The following is a 19,080-nucleotide window of genomic DNA, read 5'->3' as shown; positions in this document are numbered from 1 at the left end:
CGCACTGTCCCGCATTGGTCCGACCAACCGCTGTACCGCTAGCGAACCGGAAGAGGGAAGCGAAGCCATGACAGACGCGCGCCAGCATGTGGATACCGTGCTGCAGGTGGTCCGTTCCACCGCCACGCCGATCCTGCACGATCCCAATACCGCCCTCATCCATCGCTCGTGGCGCCGCTGCGCCAACGAGCACGCGCTGGACCCGGCGATGCGCCCGGACGTGCGCATCGAAACCTCCGCGCGCCTGCGCGAGTGCCGCCAGCAGCACGAGGAACACCTGCACGTGGCGCGCGCCGGCATGGAGCAGATGTACAAGCACGTCTCCGAGCTGGGCTACGTGCTGCTGCTCACCGATGCCGAAGGCGTGACCCTGGATTACATCGGCAACGACACCTGGGACGCCCCGCTGCGCCGCGCCGGCCTGGCCCTGGGCGCGAACTGGAACGAGGTCCATGCCGGCACCAATGGCATCGGCACCTGCATCGCCGAGCGCACCACGCTGACCTGCCATCGCGAGGATCATTTCTACATCGGCCACGTCGGCCTGAGCTGCACCAGCACGCCGCTGTACGACCCGATGGGCACCTTCATGGGCGCGCTGGACGTGTCGGCGCTCTCGGCGCCGGACAAGCGCGAGAGCCAGCACCTGGCCCGGCACATGATCGTGCTGTATGCGCGCATGATCGAGGACGCCAACTTCATCCAGCACTTCCGCGACCACTGGATCCTGCGCCTGGGCACGGCCGGTCCGCTGGTGGATGTGTGCGGCGAACTGATGCTGGCGGTGGATCGCGATGGCCGCATCGTCGGCGCCAACTCCGGCGCGCGTGCGCAGCTGCAGCTGGACGCTGCGCCGCCACGTTTCGGCGACAGCCGGCCGGTGGTGATCGACAGCCACCTGACCGCAGTGTTCGGCGCGCGCGTGGATGACATCTGGCGTCTGACCAAGGGCACGGCCGGCGCCGACCACGCCATCGTGACCACCCGCGACGGCCGCGGCTATCACGTCTCGGTGATCACGCCCAAGGCCGCGCCGCGCCGCCTGCAGGCGGTGGACAGCGAGGTCTCGGCCGATCCGCGCCGTGGCGAGCCGTTGCGTCGCCTGTCTGGCGGTGATCCGCGCATGGACCAGCTGATCGAACGCGCCACGCGCCTGGTCGACAAGCCGGTCAGCATCTTCCTGCAGGGCGAAACCGGCACCGGCAAGGAAGTGCTGGCCCAAGCGCTGCATGCCTCGGGCAAGCGTGCCGAGCGCCCGTTCATCGCGGTCAACTGCGCGGCGATTCCCGATTCGCTGATCGAGAGCGAACTGTTCGGCTACACGCCCGGCACCTTCACCGGTGCGCGCAACAAGGGCATGAAGGGCCTGATCCAGCGCGCCGATGGCGGCACGCTGTTCCTGGATGAAATCGGCGACATGCCCTTGCTGCTGCAGACGCGCCTGCTGCGCGTGCTGGCCGAGCGCGAGGTGATGCCGCTGGGCGGCGACCGCCCGATCCGCGTGGACCTCAACGTCATCGCCGCCTCGCATCGCGACCTGCGCAAGCAGATCGTCGCCGGCACCTTCCGCGAAGACCTGTACTACCGCCTGTGCGGCGCCACGCTGGCGCTGCCGCCGCTGCGCGAGCGGCGCGACATCCGCTTCCTGATCCGCCACATCGTGCAGGCCGAAGCGCAGGCGATGAACACCACCGCCGAGATTAGCGAGGCGGCGATGGCGTTGCTGGTCGAGCACGACTGGCCGGGCAACATCCGCGAGCTGCGCAACGTGCTGTGCTTCGCGCTCTCCATCGCCGATGGCGAGGCGATCGAGCCGCTGCACCTGCCGCAAGACATCTTCGGCGACTACGACCCGCGCGAGCCGGTCGGGATGCCGCTGCTGGAATCCAGCCTGCGTCCGCTCGGCCAGCTGCAGGACGGCCAAGCCGAACGCGACCTGCTGCTCGACGCACTGCGTCGCCAGCGATGGAACATCAGCGAGGTCGCACGCGATCTGGGCACCTGTCGCGCCACCATCTACCGGCGCATGAAACGGCTGCAGATCGTCTCGCCGACGCAGCTCTCCTGATCCTCTGATCCAGCACACGCCGCCCGATGCCGTGCGCATGGGGTGGCGCTTCGGCGTGGCGTTCGTGCGTGCGCTCGGCCGATCGCGTGATTGCAACGCTGCGTGCGCATGCGGATGCCCTGCGATGTCGCACGGGCATCGCGCAAGCCGCTGCGGGTGCGACAGGTGTCGCAGGGGCTGTCACACCTGTGCCGGCCAAGCTGTCGCATACGTGCTGGATCGCGCTGCAGCTGGAATTCGAGAAACGCCTGTTTTCATGGGGTTTTTATCGCGCTTTTCGCCATGTCGAAAACATGGCACGGCAATTGCTCTTGTCCTTCCGCGATCCGCTGCGGCCCCCGCCGCTGTCGCGAACGTCTGACCGCTGCATCGCATCGTCCTGTCGCTGCGGTGCAACGGATCCAACACCACTCGGGAGGGAGTGCTGCATGAATCATCATTCGACGCAAAGCCGGCGTCGTGGCTGCAGGACCGCGTTGCGGTTGTGCGCTGCGCTGTCGTTGATCTGCACCGGTGCCGTCCAGGCCCAGACCACGTTCGATGTCATCGGGCCTCATGAGTACGACCTGCCGGTCGACTTCGAGCCGTTCAACGTGTTCGTGCAGTACGGCAGCTACCAGAACAACGCCCGCGTATTCGACAGCCAGGGCGATCGTGCCGACGGCTCGGACAACAAGGTCATCAGCGGCCTGTCCAAATACGTGCGCTTCTGGACGCCCGAATCCAACCGCAACATCGGCCTGGCCTGGGAAGTCATCGTGCCCGAGGTCGGTATCCGCAACCGCAACGCGGTCAACGAGGACGACCGCAGCATCAGCGGCATCGGCGACCCGCTTACCGGCTTTGCTGTCTGGTACAAGCCCAGCAAGAACCTGACCCTGGGTTTCCAGTCGTTCCTGCAGATCCCGGTCGGCACCGACCGCGTCAGCGATACCAACTGGAAGAACCTGTCCAGCGTGTTCTGGGACTGGAAGATGAGCGAGAAGGCCAACTGGACCGGCGACGCCGGCCTGGTCTGGCAGAGCGAGCGCGACAACGGCATCAAGCCGGGCCTGAGTTGGCACACCAACAACCGCTTCTCCTATCGCGTCAGCGAGCACCTGGAGCCGTTCATCGCCATCGATGGCGACTACAGCGATGCCAACGACGGCCTGCCCAGTGGCTGGGTGGTCGATGGTGGGCCGGGTCTGATGTTCCACACCTTCTCCAACCAGTCCATCGCGGTGCGCTATTCGACCTCGCTGGCGGGCAAGAACCACAGCGTCAACAACGGCGTCTACCTCAAGTACGCCTACGTGTTCTGAACCCGTCGCCCTGCCTGGCCGGCGCAATGCCTGCGCGCTGGCCAGGCGCGCCGCAGTCGATCGAACCAAGACACACACACGGAAGAAAGAACTCATGACCAAGACCTACCAGAACTACATCGACGGCGCCTTCGTCGACAGCGGCAGCGCCACCGTGGATGTCTTCAATCCGGCGACCGGCGCGGTCCTGGCGAAGGTGCCTGACAGCGATGCATCGACCGTTGACGCCGCCGTGCAGGCCGCACGGCGCGCGCAGCCGGCGTGGGAAAAAAAGCCGGCGATCGAACGCGCCGGCCATCTGCGCCGCATCGCGGCCAAGCTGCGCGAGCACCGCACCGAGCTGGCCGGGATCATCGTGCGCGAGCAGGGCAAGATCCAGCAGCTGGCGCAGGTGGAAGTGGATTTCACCGCCGACTACATGGACTACATGGCCGAGTGGGCGCGTCGCCTGGAAGGCGAGGTCATCACCAGCGACCGCGTCAACGAGCACATCTTCCTGATGCGCAAACCAATCGGCGTGGTGGCGGGCATCCTGCCGTGGAATTTCCCGTTCTTCCTGATTGCGCGCAAAGTCGCCCCGGCGCTGGTCACCGGCAATGCCATCGTGATCAAGCCGAGTGAGGAAACGCCGCTCAATGCGTTTGCGTTCGCCGAACTGCTCGCAGAAACCGATCTGCCCAAGGGTGTGTTCAACCTGGTCAGCGGCCTGGGCCGTTCCACCGGCGAGGCGCTGGTCACCCATAACGACGTCGGCCTGATCACCTTTACCGGCAGCATCGCCACCGGCAGCCACATCATGCAGGCGGCCGGCCGCAACCTGACCCGCGTCAACCTGGAGCTGGGCGGCAAGGCGCCGGCGATCGTGCTGGCCGATGCGGACCTGGATATCGCCGCGAAGGCGATCTACGACTCGCGCGTGATCAACACCGGACAGGTCTGCAACTGCGCCGAGCGCGTGTACGTGGAGCGCGGCGCACACGAAGCGCTGGTCGATCGCCTGGCCAAGCACTTCAAGGCCACCCAGTACGGCGATCCGTCCGCGCGCGACGACCTGCACATGGGCCCGCTGATCAACCAGGCCGGGCTGGACAAGGTTGCCGCGATGGTCGAGCAGGCCAAGCGCGATGGCGCCACCGTGGTCACCGGCGGGCAGAAGGCCGACCTGGGCCAGGGCCTGCATTACGAGCCCACGCTGATCGTCGATGCGCGCGAGGACATGGACATCATGCGCAAGGAAATCTTCGGCCCGGTGCTGCCGATCCAGGTGGTCGATTCGCTGGAGGAAGCCATCGCGCTCTCCAACGACTCCGAGGTCGGCCTGACCTCCTCGATCTTCACCCGCAACATCAATTCGGCAATGCAGGCCGTGCGCGAACTGCGCTTCGGCGAGACCTACATCAACCGCGAGCATTTCGAGGCCATGCAGGGCTTCCACGCCGGCCGGCGCAAGTCCGGCATCGGCGGGGCCGACGGCAAGCACGGCCTGTACGAATTCACCGAAACCCACGTCGTCTACCTGCAGACCACCTGACGCCCGAGGCATCCGCATGACCGATTCGATTTCCCCGCCCCGCTGCGCCTGCACCTGCTGCGCCGCGGACCAGGACCAGCCGCGTGATCCGGCGCGACGTTCCATGCTGGGCGGCGCACTGGCGCTGTCGGCACTGGCCATTCCCGGCGTGGCGCTGGCCCAGGCCACGCCGGTGCGCAAGCCGGAAGTGGGCGACAAGCTCGCCTTCATGCTCGGCGACCGCAAGGACCAGGAGGTCAAGCCGGACGACGTCAAGGTCGGCGCCGAGCCAGTGCTGGCCTATCCGCTGGCGCCCGACGGCAAGGTGCTGCTGGCCAAGGCCAACCTGCTGACCGTGGTGCGGCTAGCACCGGACCAGCTCAAGCCGGCCAGCGCCAAGAACGCGGCCGACGGCATCGTCGCCTTCTCCTCGCTGTGCACGCACTACGGCTGCCCGATCACCACCCTGCATCCGGACAAGACCAAGATCGTGTGCAACTGCCACGGCTCGATCTTCGACGCCACCGATCGCGGCGCGGTCGCGCAAGGCCCGGCCACGCGCCGCCTGGCGATGCTGCCGCTGGCCATGAAAGACGGCGCGATCGTGGTCGCCGGCAAGTTCGACGGCCCGCTCGGCCCGCCCACCAGCTGATCCGCTCATCCCCCACGTCCCCCCACGTGCCCCTGCACCCCAACCAACGCTCTACCGGGAGGAACCGCATGAAACTGCCGCTCATCACCGTCGCGCTGATCGCGACCCTGGCCTCGGCCCCACTGGCCGCGGCCGACTACAAGCCTGTCACCGATGCCCGCCTGATCAACCCCGAGCCGGAAAACTGGCTGCTCACCAAGGGCAACTACGCTGGCTGGAGCTATAGCGCGCTGGACCAGATCACCACCGAGAACGTCAGCAAGCTGCGTCCGGTGTGGTCGGCCGCCACCGGCGTGCTGTCGGGCCACGAGGCGCCGGCGATCGTCAACGGCGAGTACATGTTCGTGGCCACGCCGCACAATCACGTGTTCGCCTACAACGCCAAGACCGGCAAGCCGCTGTGGCACTTCCAGCGCGAGGTGCCCGAAGGCATCGGCGCCCTGCATCGCACCAACCGCGGCGTGGCGCTGTACGGCGACAAGGTCTACGTCGGCAGCGTGGACTGCGCGCTCTCCGCACTGGATGCCAAGACCGGCAAGCTGATCTGGGAAGCGCAGGTCTGCGACTGGGAAACCGAAAGCGCCTACATCACCTCCGCGCCGCTGGTGGTGCAGGGCAAGGTGATCATCGGCCCGTCGGGCGGTGAGTTCGGCGTGCGCGGCTTCCTCAAGGCTTTCGACGCGGAAACCGGCAAGCTGGCCTGGACGCGCTACAGCGTACCGGCGCCGGGCGAGAAGGGCTTCGAGACCTGGCCGCAGGACGGCCAGTGGAAGGACGCGTGGAAGCACGGCGGCGGCACGATGTGGATGCCGGGCAACTACGACGCCAAGAACAAGGTGATCTACTGGGGCGTGGGCAACGGCGGCCCGTGGATGGGCGACCAGCGTCCGGGCGACAACCTGTACCTGGCCTCGGTGCTGGCGCTGGACCCCAAGACCGGCGACATCATCAGCCACTTCCAGTACCACTGGAACGATTCCTGGGACTGGGCCGGCATGAACGCGCCGACGCTGGTGGAATACACCAAGAACGGCAAGAAGGTCAGCGGCATGATCAGCGCCCAGCGCAACGGCCGCATCTACTGGCTGGACCGCGACGCCAAGGGCAAGATCACCTACAACAAGTCCGAGCCGTACGTGACCAATACGGTGTTCACCAGCGTCGATCCCAAGACCGGGCGCCCGACCTACAACCTGGACGCCAAGCCGCACACCGGTGAAACCCACACCTACTGCCCCAGCCTGTGGGGCGGCAAGGACTGGCCGTACGAGGCCTACAACCCCAAGACCGGCATGCTGTACGTGCCCTACAACGACAACCACTGCCTGACCCTGACCGGCATCATCCAGCCGATCATCCCGGGCCAGTGGTCGGCCGGCGCCGACATCAACAAGCTGGACCTGTCGGTGAAGGAAGGCTTCGACCACATCGGCGGCATCCAGGCCTGGAGCGTGGATGGCGGCAAGGTGATGTGGGAGGAGAAGTACGCCAAGTCGTGGAATTTCGGTTCGATCCTGACCACCGCCGGCGGCGTGCTGTTTGCCGGTGGCACCAACGATCGAATGTTCCGCGCCTACGATGCGGCCAGCGGCAAGCTGCTGTGGGAGTTCCCGACGCCATCGGGGATCATCTCGCCGCCGTCGAGCTTCCAGATCGATGGCAAGCAGTACATCGCGGTGGTCTCCGGTTACGGCGTGGACGCGCAGTGGATCCAGGGCAAGATGCACGCCCTGGCCGGCTGGGACGAGAAGGTCCCTGAAGGCGGTAGCGTGTGGGTGTTCGCGCTGGATTGATCGGCGCGCGCCCGACGGCGCCACTGCTGGGATGTTTCGACATGCTGCCGGCCTCGTGCCGGCAGCGTGCGTTGTGGCGTAGTCGTGATTCCGACGGCGGCGTTGCGATGGCGTGTTGAGCCGGTGATGTCGTCCTCACGCCGTGCTGGCGTGCGCGGGGCCAAGGTGCGTCGGCCCGGATTCAGTGCGCTTGGCGGATCATGCCGGGCCACTGGCGCCACGCGCCATCCCGCTGCCCGCACGAGGTACGCCATGAACCTACGTCCTGTCCTTGCCGTCACATTGCTGTTGTCGCTGGCTGCCTGCGCCGGCACCTCCAAGGTGATGCTGTCCGATGCGCGCGCACCGGTGGATCCGGCCACGGTGCGGCTGTACACGGCCGTGCCGCCGGGCGCGATCCAGATCGCCCAGCTCGAAGCGCAGAGCGCGGTCGGCTTCGGCACCCAGGGCCAGACCGATGCCGCCATGCGCCGGCTCAAGGATGAAGCCGCCAAGCTCGGCGCCAATGGCGTGGTGCTGATCGGCGCCGGCAGCGGTGGACGCTCGCCGGTGGGCCTGTCGGTCGGGGGCGGCAGCTACGGCGGCCACGTCGGCGGCGGGATCGGCATCGGCATTCCGACCCAGCAGAAGCAGGCCAACGGCGTGGCGATCTACGTGCCGCCGGGCGCCGCGGTCGACCCCGCGATTCAGGTGCAGGAACCGGCCCCGGCGCCGCGCCCGTAAGGCCTGTGGCCCGCCCCCGGCTCGGGGGCGGCGCCGCCGCGGCTTACTTCGCCGCGGCGAACTTCGGCACGAACTGAGTCCGCACCGCCTCGGCCAACTCGTCCGGCGGCAGCAGGCCCTGGTCCAGCAGGAAATCGTTGAACGCCTGGCGGTCGAACTTGTTACCCAGGGTCAGTTCGGTCTGCACCCGCAGTTCCAGGATCCGGCTGTAGCCATAGAAATAGCTGCCGGCCTGGCCGGGCGCGTTGAAGGTGTAGCGGTCCAGCTCCTGCCGCGCCATCGCCGGTGACAGACCGACGTCGTCTTCCAGCACCTGGCGGGCGCGCTCGCGGTCGATCAGGCCCAGGTTGAGCATCGGGTCCAGCATTGCGCGCGCCGCGCGCAGCAGGCGGAACTGCAGCGCGATCATCTGCCCTTCGGCCGGCTCGTACGGGACCATCTCGGCCTCGGCATACAGCGCCCAGCCTTCGACGTTGACCGAGTTGAAGGCGAACAGCGTGCGGGCCAGCGACAGGCCGCGTTCGACCATCGCGGCGAACTGCAGGTCATGGCCCGGGCGACCTTCGTGCGCGCTCAACGTCCACGCCGCAGCGGCGAAGTTGAAGTCGTCGTACTGGCTGCCCGCGTCCTTGCCATCGGCCGACGGATTGCCGACCGGCAGTACGAACTGGCCCTGCTGCCCGGTGTTGCCCACCAGCGGCGGCGGCAGGTAGTGCGGGGCCGGCGAGGCGGCGCTTTCGGCCGCCGAGCCCAGGCGCATCTGCAGCGGCAGCTTGGGCACGGTGACGATGCGCTCGCGCTTCATGATCGGATCGATCTGGTCGATCACGCCGCGGTAGTGCGCTTCCAGCTTGTCGTTGGGGATGGTGCCGCGCTTGAGCGCGCGGATCACGCTGATGTAGTCGGTGCCGGCGATGTGGTTGACCTTGGCCACCTGCGGCGCCAGCTGCTGCAGCGCCATGCGGGTTTCCATGAATTCCACCTGCGCGCGCTGCATCAGCAGCTGCGGATCGATGCCGATGCCGAACTGCTTGAGCTGGAAGGCGTAGAGCTGCGGCGGCAGGCGCGTGTCGGTGCGCGCCTTGGGCAGCACGGTGCTGCGCGTCCACTCGCCGTAGGCCTTGAGCTCTTCGGCCATGCGCGCCAGGGTCGGCTCGGCGCCGGTGATCTTGTACTGGGTAAATAGCTCGCGGATGCCATCGATGTAGGTGTCCACGTTCGACAGCGCACGCTCGACTTCCAGCTTGGTCGGCTGCAGCAGCGCGGGATTGGCGAGCTTCTCCTCGTAGCGCTGGCGGGCCAGTGCGGTGAACGGCGTACTGCCCGGCGCGGTGCCGACATAGGCCTTGAGGCGGTCCAGCGCCTTGGCCCGGCGCGCGGCCGGCATCTGGTCGGAGAGCAGGTCGTTGATGCCGTTGAACACCGACTGCGGCGCGTCCAGCCACGGCAGCATCAGGGCTTCGTTGAGCTGGCTGCCCTCGATGCTTTCCTCGGTGGCGTGCAGCAGGATCTGCAGGTCCTGGCGGACGTTGGCATCGCGTTCGGTGGCCAGCGCGGCCTGCAGCTTGCGCTTGGAGTCCTCCAGCGTGGCGCGATAGCGGGCGGGCTGGTCCGGCCCCAGGTCGGCGACCTTGGCGTCGTAGGCCGGCAGGCCGACCGAGCTGGCGAACTCGGGCATGAACTTGGCCTGCGCTTCCAGCAGCAGCTGCGCCTGGGTGTTGCTGCGCGCGACCCAGGCCGGCGCGGCCGGCGTCTTGGCCTGCGCCGCCAGCGCGGGCAACGGCGCACACAGCGCCAGGGCAACGGCGAGAACCAGTGGCTTGATCATGGGAGCGTCCGGGCATGAAGGAAGGTGCCGGCGACCCTACGCACTGCCGCGCCATCCGGCAATGCGCTGGAGGTCATGCCGTGCGCGTCAGTCGCTCACGCTGACGGTTCTGCAAGCAGGCCTTCCACCTGTGCACGTGGTGATGGCGCGGCGGGTGGTGCTGCGCGTGTGGATTCTGGTTCGGCCGTCGTGGGCTGCGCCTGCCGCTGCAGGTACCAGCGGCGCTGGGCCGGCGTGAGCGAGGCGAGGAAATCGGCTTCGTGGAGGATGGGCTGCATGGCGTGGTCCGGGGATCCTGGGAACCGCGACGGCCGATACAGGGCCGCAAGCGCGGCGCGCCATGACACGCCACACGCGTCGCAGCGCCTGCGACGCGTCAGCGACGCAGCTGGCGACGCAGGAACTCCTCGCTCATCCGATAGCGATACAGCGCGTCCTTGCCGTGCAGGCCGTGGCGCGCGCCGGGGAAGGTCATCAGCTCGAACGGCGTGCCGGTCGCCTGCAGCGTGCTCATCAGCGCGGTGGCGTTGGAGAACAGCACGTTGTCATCGGCCATGCCATGCAGCAGCAACAGCGCGCCCGGCGCGATGCCGGCCGCGTGGGTGAACACGCTGGCCTGCGCGTAGCCGGCCGCGTTGCTGCGCGGATGGCCCATGTAGCGTTCGGTGTAGTGGGTGTCGTACAGCGCCCAGTCGGTGACCGGGGCACCGGCAATCCCGCAGGCATACGCATGCGGCGCCTGCGCGAGCAGCATCAGGGTCATGTAGCCGCCGTTGGACCAGCCATGCACGCCGATGCGCGCGGGATCGACCCACGGCAGCGTCCTGAGGAAGTTGATGCCGGCCAGTTGGTCGGCCACTTCGACCGTGCCCTGTCGGCCATGGAGCGCGCCACCGAACGCGCGTCCGCGTCGCGGCGTACCGCGGTTGTCCACGCTGAAGACCACGTAGCCGCGCTGGGCCAGGTACTGGTTGAACAGCGCATCGGCGCGACCGGCCCAGCTCTCGGTGACGGTCTGCGCGGCCGGGCCGCCATAGACATAGACCACGACCGGATAGCGCTGGCCCGGATCGAAATCCGGCGGCGTGATCAGGCTGTACTGCAGCGCGGTGTGGCCATCGGCGGCGGTGAGCGTGCCGAAGCGGATCGGTCGCTGCGCTGCTGCGTAGGGCGCGTAGGGATGCGTGGGATCGGCCAGGTCGTTGTCGATCAGCGTGGCGAGGTGTTCGCCATCGGCGCGATGCAGGGTCAGTTGCGGTGGCACCGTGGTGCTGGACCAGCTGTCCACGTACACCGTGGCCTCGCGCGAGAAGCTGGCGGCGTGCGTCCCGCGCACTTGGGAAAGCTGGTGGATGGCGCCGCCGTCCAGCGACACCGCGAACAGTTGCGCCTGGATCGGCGCCGGCTGCCCGGCATCCAGCCCGGCGCTGAAATACACCAGGCCCGCCTTGTGGTCGATCGCCAGCAATGCGTCCACCGGCCAGTCGCCGGCCGTCAGCGCGGTGACCGTCTGGCCGTCCTCGCTGCACAGATAGAGATGCAGGAAATCGCTGCGTTCGGACGCCCACACGAAGCGTCCATCCTCAAGGAAACGCAGCGCATCGTGCAGCGGCACCCAGGTCGGCGAGGTCTCGGTCAGCAGCGTGCGTTGCGCGCCGGTGGCCAGCGTGTGTTCGATCAGGTCCAGCGTCTGCTGGTCGCGCGACTGGCGCTGGAAGGCCAGCCGCCCGGCATCGCGCCAGTTCACGCGCGCCAGGTAGATGTCAGTGTCCTCGCCCAGATCGATCCACTGCGGCGTCGCGCCGGCGCGTGGTGCGATCACGCCCAGCTGCACCTGCACGTTGGCTTCGCCGGCGGCCGGATAACGCTGCTCGACCACGAGACTGCGATCGGCATGCAGTTCGACCCGCTGCTTGATCGGCACCGGCGCTTCGTCGATGCGGGCAAACGCGATGGATGAATCGTCCGGCGCCCACCAATAGCCGGTGTGGCGCGCCATCTCCTCGTCGGCGACGAACTCGGCCACGCCGTTGCCGATCACCGCATCGCCGTCGAAGGTCAGCTGCACCTGCGCGCCTTCTGCAAGGTCGACCACCCACAGGTTGCGCGCGCGGATGAAGCTCACATAGCCGCCCAGCGGCGAGACTTTAGGATCGGTGGCGAAGCCTTCGCCGAACGTCAGCCGGCGCACCGCCGCGTCAGCGGTGGCGTGCAGGTCGAACAGATACAGCTCGCCGCCCAGCGGGAACAGCAGCCGCTGGCCGTCTGGCGAGAACTGATATTCGACGATGCCGCGATAGGCCGCGATGCGCTGGCGCTCGCGCCTTGCCTGTTCTTCCAGGCTCAGCACTTCCTCGCCGGGCAGCACGGTGGAGGCCTCGACCAGCCGCCGATGCTGCGCGCTGGCCACGTCGTACTCCCACAGGTCCAGGCGGAAGCGATCGTCCTCGCGCCCGCGCAGGTAGGTCACGCGCGTGCCATCGGGCGACAGGCGCGGCTTGAGCAGGGTCGGGCCGCTGAGCGGCGCATCGCCGGTGATTGCTTCAAGCGTCAGCGGGGTCGTGGGGGCAGGCGTCATGGCGGCACGATTAAGCGGGGGCGCCCATCATCGGCGATGACGCCAAAAGGTGTGGGAGCCGCTTCAGCGACGAAAGGCTTCTTAAGGGAAGCCCTGTCGCCACTCAAGCGGCTCCTACAGCGGATCAAGCAGTGGGCGGCAAGCAGCGAACTTACTTCACCGGCTGGCCGAACATGTGCTTGCGCTGTTCCTCGGTCAGCGGCTGCCCCAGCGCAGGATTAACCTGCGGGCCAAGTGCGTAGGCCTTGACCGTCGCTTCGCGCGTGCTGATCGCATCGAACCAGCGCTGCACGTTGGGGAAATCCACCAGATCCATCTTCTGCTTGGCGTGCGGCACGATCCACGGATAGGCCGCCATGTCGGCGATGGAGTAGTCGTCGCCTGCCAGGAACGCGCGGCCATCCAGGCGCTTGTCCAGCACGCCGTACAGGCGCCGGGTCTCGTTGGTGTAGCGGTCCATCGCGTAGGGGATCTTCTCCGGCGCGTACTGGTTGAAGTGGTGGTTCTGGCCGAGCATCGGGCCCAGCCCGCCGACCTGCCAGAACAGCCATTCCAGCGCCTCCACCCGCGTGCGCGCCGCGCTCGGCAGGAAGCGGCCGGTTTTCTCCGCCAGGTACAGCAGGATCGCGCCGGACTCGAACACGCTCACCGGCGCGCCACCATCGGCCGGGGCATGGTCGACGATGGCCGGCATCTTGTTGTTGGGCGAGATCGCCAGGAACTCGGCCGCGAACTGGTCGCCCTTGCCGATGTCCACCGGCTTGATCGTGTACTCCAGCCCGGCCTCTTCCAGGAACAGGGTGATCTTGTGGCCGTTGGGCGTGGGCCAGTAATAGAGGTCGATCATCGCAGCCAATCCTTACAGTGCTGAAAGATCACGATGTTACGCGGGGCCTGCGCTTGGCAGTGTCGTGGGCCGCCGCTACGCTGCCGCGCCCACGTCACGATGCCCACGCCATGTCCCCGCAATCGCGCCCCAAGCTCCATCCCATCGCCGGCCTGATCTTCGCCTCGCGCTGGCTGCAGCTGCCGCTGTACCTGGGCCTGATCCTGGCGCAGTGCGTCTATGTGTTCCTGTTCGCCAAGGAACTGTGGCACCTGATCCACGAGGCGCCGAGCATGGGCGAGCAGCAGATCATGCTGATCGTGCTGGGCCTGATCGACGTGGTGATGATTTCCAACCTGCTGGTCATGGTGATCGTAGGCGGCTACGAGACCTTCGTCTCGCGCCTGGGCCTCGAAAATCACCCGGACCAGCCGGAGTGGCTGAGCCACGTCAACGCCAGCGTGCTCAAGGTGAAGCTGGCGATGGCCATCATCGGCATCTCCTCGATCCACCTGCTCAAGACCTTCATCGCCGCCGGTGCGCTGGGCGGCTTGCCGTTTTGCTCACCGGACATGATGGCCGCCGCCACCAACCTGGGCGCCGGTGCCAACTGCTCGACGCTGACCCGTGATGGCGTGCTGTGGCAGACGATCATCCACTGCGTCTTCATCCTGTCGGCCATCGGCATCGCCTGGACCGATCGCCTGATGAATGCCGCCCACGCCGCGCCGGCGCGTCCTGCCGAGCACTGAGGCCGACGTCCCGCGGCCTGATCGCCGCCTCCGCGACCCCAGGCGCGGAGGCGAATACGTGACCGGTGCGACACGCATCGGCACGCCCATGTAAACGTTGTCATACGGGCCGGTTTGGAAGGCCCCGTTGCGCATGTCGATGCTGCGTCGCAGCACGTTTAGACCCTTTGTACAGCAGGACTCCAACGATTTCGTAACGGTGTTGCGCTGCGGCGTGACAGCGCTGTCACCCTTTGACACAAATGCGCCCCGCTGACGTGAGCACCGTCTCATCTCGGCCCCTGAAGCCACCGTGTCAGACAGCGAAATCCCTGGGGAGGGTCCGTTCCATGAAGCATCCCAACACCGTGCCGCAAAAGCGGTTGCTCGTTTCCGCGCTGCTGGTCGCGCTGTCCGCGCCCGTCGCCGCGCAGACTGCTGCTGAGCCCCAGGAGCAGCCGATCAGCTCGGCCGCGCAGACAACGCCTGGCAACAGCAGCACCAACAACAGCCCGACCGATCTGGATGCGGTCCAGGTCAAGGGCATCCGCGCCAGCATGACCTCGTCGGCCAACCTCAAGCGTGATTCGCAGGGTGTGGTTGACGGCATCGTCGCCGAGGACATCGGCAAGTTCCCGGACACCAACCTGGCCGAATCGCTGCAGCGCATCTCCGGCGTGTCGATCGACCGCAGCAACGGTGAAGGCTCGCGCGTGACCGTGCGCGGCGTCGGCCCGGACTTCAACCTGGTGCTGCTCAACGGCCGCCAGATGCCGACCTCCAGCATCCAGGACACCGGCGCATCGTCCTCGCGTGCGTTCGACTTCGCCAACCTGGCGTCCGAGTCGATCTCCGCCGTCGAGGTCTACAAGACCGCGCGCTCCAGCACGCCCACCGGCGGCATCGGCGCGACGATCAACATCAAGACTGCACGCCCGCTGGAAAACCCCGGCACCCGCGCCAACGTCGGCGTCAAGGGCGTATGGGACACCTCCAACGAGAACGTGCCCGACTCGCTGCAGGGCGACAAGATCACCCCGGAAGTGTCGGGCATCTTCAGCACCACCAGCGCCGATGGCCGCTGGGGCGTGGCGCTGAGCGGCTCCTACCAGGAGCGCGACTACGGCTTCAGCCAGGTTGCCGTCGGCAACGGCTGGAAGACCTTCAAGGGCGACGAGAACAACTGGGGTTCGATCCCGCAGCCGGGCGCGCCCGGTTCGGAGAACATCACCAACCGTCCCGGCCCGGATGACATCTACTCGGTGCCGCAGAACCTCAACTACAACGTCAACGGCGTCAAGCGCGAGCGCACCAACGGCCAGTTGACGCTGCAGTTCGCGCCGACCGACAACATCACCACGACGCTGGATTACACGTACTCGGAAAACAAGATCCAGACCCAGCGCAACGAAATGTCGGTGTGGTTCAACTTCGGCCCGTCGACCAGCTCCTGGACCGACGGCCCGGTGGCCGCGCCGCTGGTGTATTCCGAGACGATCAACCCGGCCAACAGCGACATGGCCTTCGGCGGCGGCAAGAGCGCCACCAAGAACGAGAACGAGTCGCTGGGCTTCAACGTGGCCTGGAAGGTCAGCGACAACTTCAACATCAACCTGGACGCGCACCACTCGACCGCCGAATCCGGCGCCGACAGCCCTTACGGTTCCAGCGGTGTGCTCGGCACGGCCGGCTTCTTCCGTGGCACCACCACCGCGGACTTCTCCGGTGATTTCCCGATCCTCAACGTGCAGCTGCCGCCGGGCATGACCCAGATCGACCCGGCCGCGATGCTGGTCACCGGCTCGTCGTTCCGCAACAGCTACATGAAGTCGGAGATCAACCAGTTCCAGGTCTCCGGTGACTACACCATGGAGAACTACTCGCGCCTGGACTTCGGCGTGGGCAGCACCGACGTCAAGAACCGCTCGGCCTACTCGGTCGTGCAGCTCGACACCTGGGGCGGCGCGACCAGCGCGGCCGACTACCCGGATTCGGTCTGGCATCTGGATCATATGGGTCAGTACTTCGACCAGTTCAGCGGCCACAACGATCCCAACTTCACCGACAGCTTCTTCGTGTGGGACTTCGATCAGGTCCGCCAGCTGGCCGAGGACGCCTGGGTCGCCGCGGGCAACGACCCGGCCGACTATCGCGCGTCGAAGGACTTCACCACCGACCGCCGCACGCGTGAGAAGTCGCAGAGCGCTTACCTGCAGTGGAGCAACCGCTTCGACGATTTCGCCCTGCCGTTCGACCTGGCCGCGGGCCTGCGCTACGAGAAGACCCAAGTCACTTCCAGCGCGCTGGTGCCGACCGCCACGGGCATCTCGTGGGGTTCGGCCAACGAGCTGAGCATCACCCAGAGCGGTTCGGGCTTCACCGAGCTCAAGGGTGAGTACCGCTACTTCCTGCCGAGCCTGGATTTCGCGCTCGACCTGACCGACTCGATGAAGTTCCGCGCCAGCTACGGCGAAACCATCGGCCGTCCGAGCTGGGCCGACATCCAGGGTGGCCAGACGCTGGACACGCTGGTGCGCGTGGACGGCGGCACCGGCGCCCAGGGCAACCCGGGCCTGAAGCCGCTGCTGTCGCACAACATCGACTTCTCCTTCGAGTGGTACTACTCCGAAGGCAGCTACGCGTCGGTGGGCTACTTCCGCAAGAACATCGACAACTACGTGGGCACCACGCAGGTGGTCGAGCAGCCGTTCGACCTGCACACCCCGATCGGCGGCGCCTACTGGAACGAAGCCATCGCCGGCGGCTGCCCCACCACCGACGTGGTGTGCATCCGCAACGCGATCTTCGCCAACCACGACGGCGATCCGGGCGTGAACCAGACCGGTGTGGATTCCACCGGCAACGCGACCGGCACCATCGTCGGCCAGCCGGGCGACCCGGTCGCGAACTTCCGCATCAGCACGCCGGCCAACCAGCAGTCGGCCTCGCTGGACGGCTGGGAGTTCAACGTCCAGCAGATGTTCGGCGACACCGGCTTCGGCATGTCGGCCAACTACACCAAGGTCGACTCGGGCCTGACCTACGACAACTACGTCATCGGCCAGCAGTTCGCCCTGGAGGGCCTGAGCGATTCGGCCAACCTGGTGGCGTTCTACGACAAGGGACCGTGGCAGGTGCGTGCGGCCTACAACTGGCGCGACAAGTTCCTGTCCAGCCGCTTCGATGGCTCGGGTCCGAACCCGAACTACGTGGAAGCCTACGGCCAGCTGGACCTGAACATCGGCTATGAGTTCAACGACCATTTGTCCATGTCGCTGGAAGGCATCAACCTGACCGACGAGACCCAGCGCGTGCATGGCCGCAACAGCCACCAGGCGCTGTACCTGACCCAGACCGGCCCGCGCTACATGTTTGGCGTGCGCTACAAGTTCTGATCCAAAGGTGGCATAGGCTGCGCGCCGGCACGGGCGCAGCATGGGAAGGCCGCTCACCAGCGGCCTTCTTCATGTGCAAGTTCTGGAAATCGCGGGAGTGTGGGTGTTGGACAAGGTGGTGCGACACGTGGTGATCGTGGGAGGTGGCTCGGCCGGCTGGCTGACCGCGGCCGTGTTGGCGGCCGAGCATCGCAACGCCGATGGCCCGACCCTGCAGGTAACGCTGCTGGAATCGCCGGACGTGCCGACCATCGGCGTGGGCGAGGGCACCTGGCCGACGATGCGCGATACGCTGCGCAAGATCGGCGTGCGCGAGAGTGATTTCGTGCGCGAATGCGATGCCACCTTCAAGCAGGGCTCGCGATTCGCGCGCTGGACGCATGACGAAGCCAGCGACGCCTACGACCATCCGTTCGTGTTGCCCACCGGCTATGGCGAGACCAACCTGGTCGCCGGCTGGCTGCCGCATGCCGGGCAGGTGGGCTTTGCCGAATGCGTGAGCTTCCAGCCGCACCTATGCGCGGCCGGCCGCGCGCCCAAGCAGCTGGCTACGCCGGAATACGCGGCGGTGGCCAACTACGCCTATCACCTGGACGCGGCCAAGCTGGGCGTGTTCCTGCGCAGGCACTGCATCGAGGTGCTCGGCGTGCGCCACGTCAGCGACCACATGCTGGGCGTCAACGCGCACGACAATGGCGACATCGCCTCGCTGCAGACGCGTGACCACGGCGCGCTGGAAGCCGATCTGTTCGTCGATTGCACCGGCATGCGCGCGCTGCTGATCGGCGAACACTACGGCGTGCCGCGGGTGTCGTGCAGCGAGGTGTTGTTCAACGACCGCGCGCTAGCCGTGCAGGTGCCGTATGCCACCCCCGATGCCGCCATCGCCTGCCAGACGCTGTCCACCGCTCAGCGCGCCGGCTGGATCTGGGACATCGGCCTGTCGGCGCGGCGCGGCGTGGGCCATGTGTACTCCAGCGCGCACACCTCCGACGATGAAGCCGAAGCCACCCTGCGCCGTTACATCGAGGCCAGCGGTGGCCCGCGCGCCGAGCAGGTCGGCAGCCCCGCGCGGCTGATGATCCAGCCCGGCTACCGGCAAACTGCCTGGCATCGCAACTGCGTGGCGATCGGCCTGTCCAGCGGCTTCGTCGAACCGCTGGAAGCCTCCTCGCTGGTCCTGGTGGAACTGGCCGCGACCATGCTCAGCGAGCAGCTGCCGGCCACACGCGCGGCGATGGAGCCGCTGGCGCGGCGCTTCAACGACAGCTTCGCCTACCGCTGGCAGCGGGTGATCGATTTCCTCAAGCTGCATTACGTGCTGAGCCAGCGCGAGGATTCGGACTACTGGCGCGATCATCGCCGCGACGACACGCTGACCGATTCGCTGCGCACGCTGCTGGCGCTGTGGAAACAGCAACCGCCGTCCCGCTATGACCTGCCGCGGATCGAAGAGGTGTTTCCCTCGGCGAGCTACCAGTACATCCTGTACGGCATGGGCTTCCGGCCTGAGCCGCGCGCCGCGCGCCGCGACGACGATCCGGCCCGCGCCGAAGGCTACTTCCGCGAGGCGGCCGAGCTGGCGCGGCGGATGCTGCCGGCGCTGCCCACGCATCGCGCACTGGTCGATCACATCAAGGCCCACGGCCTGTCCACCCTCTGAGTCGAGGAA

At 67.1% G+C, this 19,080-nt stretch carries 13 protein-coding genes; 9 read left to right on the top strand and 4 right to left on the bottom strand.

Translation table 11 applies throughout. The features are described from left to right. Positions 1–67 precede the first annotated feature (67 nt). The 6 genes from BMZ17_RS16435 (at position 68) to BMZ17_RS16410 (ending at position 8,050) form a co-directional block, all read left to right on the top strand. On the top strand, positions 68–2,068 hold the full coding sequence (locus BMZ17_RS16435; RefSeq protein ID WP_093142286.1) for a sigma-54-dependent Fis family transcriptional regulator: 2,001 nt from the start codon (positions 68–70) through the stop codon (positions 2,066–2,068). Between the two features lie 428 nt (positions 2,069–2,496). After that, the gene (locus BMZ17_RS16430) at positions 2,497–3,372 is read left to right on the top strand and encodes a transporter (RefSeq protein ID WP_093141013.1); all 876 of its coding nucleotides are present in this window, start codon (positions 2,497–2,499) and stop codon (positions 3,370–3,372) included. Positions 3,373–3,466: 94 nt separating this feature from the next. After that, entirely contained in the window at positions 3,467–4,903 is a 1,437-nt protein-coding gene (gene aldA / locus BMZ17_RS16425; RefSeq protein ID WP_093141010.1) for an aldehyde dehydrogenase, read from the top strand. Positions 4,904–4,919: 16 nt separating this feature from the next. Beyond that, the gene (locus BMZ17_RS16420; RefSeq protein ID WP_093141007.1) at positions 4,920–5,534 is read left to right on the top strand and encodes a QcrA and Rieske domain-containing protein; all 615 of its coding nucleotides are present in this window, start codon (positions 4,920–4,922) and stop codon (positions 5,532–5,534) included. A 68-nt stretch (positions 5,535–5,602) separates the two neighbouring features. Then, positions 5,603–7,327, top strand: coding sequence for a PQQ-dependent dehydrogenase, methanol/ethanol family (locus BMZ17_RS16415; RefSeq protein ID WP_093141004.1), 1,725 nt, complete (start codon positions 5,603–5,605; stop codon positions 7,325–7,327). Positions 7,328–7,579: 252 nt separating this feature from the next. Beyond that, on the top strand, positions 7,580–8,050 hold the full coding sequence (locus tag BMZ17_RS16410; RefSeq protein WP_093141001.1) for a hypothetical protein: 471 nt from the start codon (positions 7,580–7,582) through the stop codon (positions 8,048–8,050). A gap of 43 nt (positions 8,051–8,093) precedes the next feature. On the opposite strand, the gene BMZ17_RS16405 is transcribed toward BMZ17_RS16410, so the two are convergent. From BMZ17_RS16405 to BMZ17_RS16395, 4 genes are all read right to left on the bottom strand, one after another. After that, a complete protein-coding gene (locus BMZ17_RS16405) occupies positions 8,094–9,875 on the bottom strand; it encodes a DUF885 domain-containing protein (protein WP_093142283.1) in 1,782 nt (593 codons plus the stop codon). Positions 9,876–9,973: 98 nt separating this feature from the next. After that, the gene (locus BMZ17_RS21005; protein ID WP_139202964.1) at positions 9,974–10,156 is read right to left on the bottom strand and encodes a hypothetical protein; all 183 of its coding nucleotides are present in this window, start codon (positions 10,154–10,156) and stop codon (positions 9,974–9,976) included. Between the two features lie 98 nt (positions 10,157–10,254). Further along, positions 10,255–12,456 (bottom strand): S9 family peptidase, encoded by a 2,202-nt coding sequence (locus BMZ17_RS16400; RefSeq protein WP_093140996.1) that lies wholly within the window; start codon positions 12,454–12,456, stop codon positions 10,255–10,257. Between the two features lie 151 nt (positions 12,457–12,607). Beyond that, positions 12,608–13,303, bottom strand: coding sequence for a glutathione binding-like protein (locus BMZ17_RS16395; RefSeq protein ID WP_093140992.1), 696 nt, complete (start codon positions 13,301–13,303; stop codon positions 12,608–12,610). A gap of 110 nt (positions 13,304–13,413) precedes the next feature. On the opposite strand from BMZ17_RS16395, the gene BMZ17_RS16390 reads away from it, so the two are divergent. The 3 genes from BMZ17_RS16390 (at position 13,414) to BMZ17_RS16380 (ending at position 19,071) form a co-directional block, all read left to right on the top strand. Further along, a complete protein-coding gene (locus BMZ17_RS16390) occupies positions 13,414–14,034 on the top strand; it encodes a TIGR00645 family protein (RefSeq protein ID WP_093140988.1) in 621 nt (206 codons plus the stop codon). A gap of 329 nt (positions 14,035–14,363) precedes the next feature. Then, on the top strand, positions 14,364–17,408 hold the full coding sequence (locus tag BMZ17_RS16385; protein ID WP_093140983.1) for a TonB-dependent receptor: 3,045 nt from the start codon (positions 14,364–14,366) through the stop codon (positions 17,406–17,408). A gap of 103 nt (positions 17,409–17,511) precedes the next feature. Beyond that, the gene (locus tag BMZ17_RS16380) at positions 17,512–19,071 is read left to right on the top strand and encodes a tryptophan halogenase family protein (protein WP_217645830.1); all 1,560 of its coding nucleotides are present in this window, start codon (positions 17,512–17,514) and stop codon (positions 19,069–19,071) included. Positions 19,072–19,080 lie beyond the last annotated feature (9 nt).

Source organism: Pseudoxanthomonas sp. GM95, from assembly GCF_900109775.1.
Classification (GTDB): Bacteria; Pseudomonadota; Gammaproteobacteria; order Xanthomonadales; family Xanthomonadaceae; genus Pseudoxanthomonas_A.
Note: the sequence above shows the minus strand (reverse complement) of the source record. Positions and strands in the feature narration are given on the sequence as shown.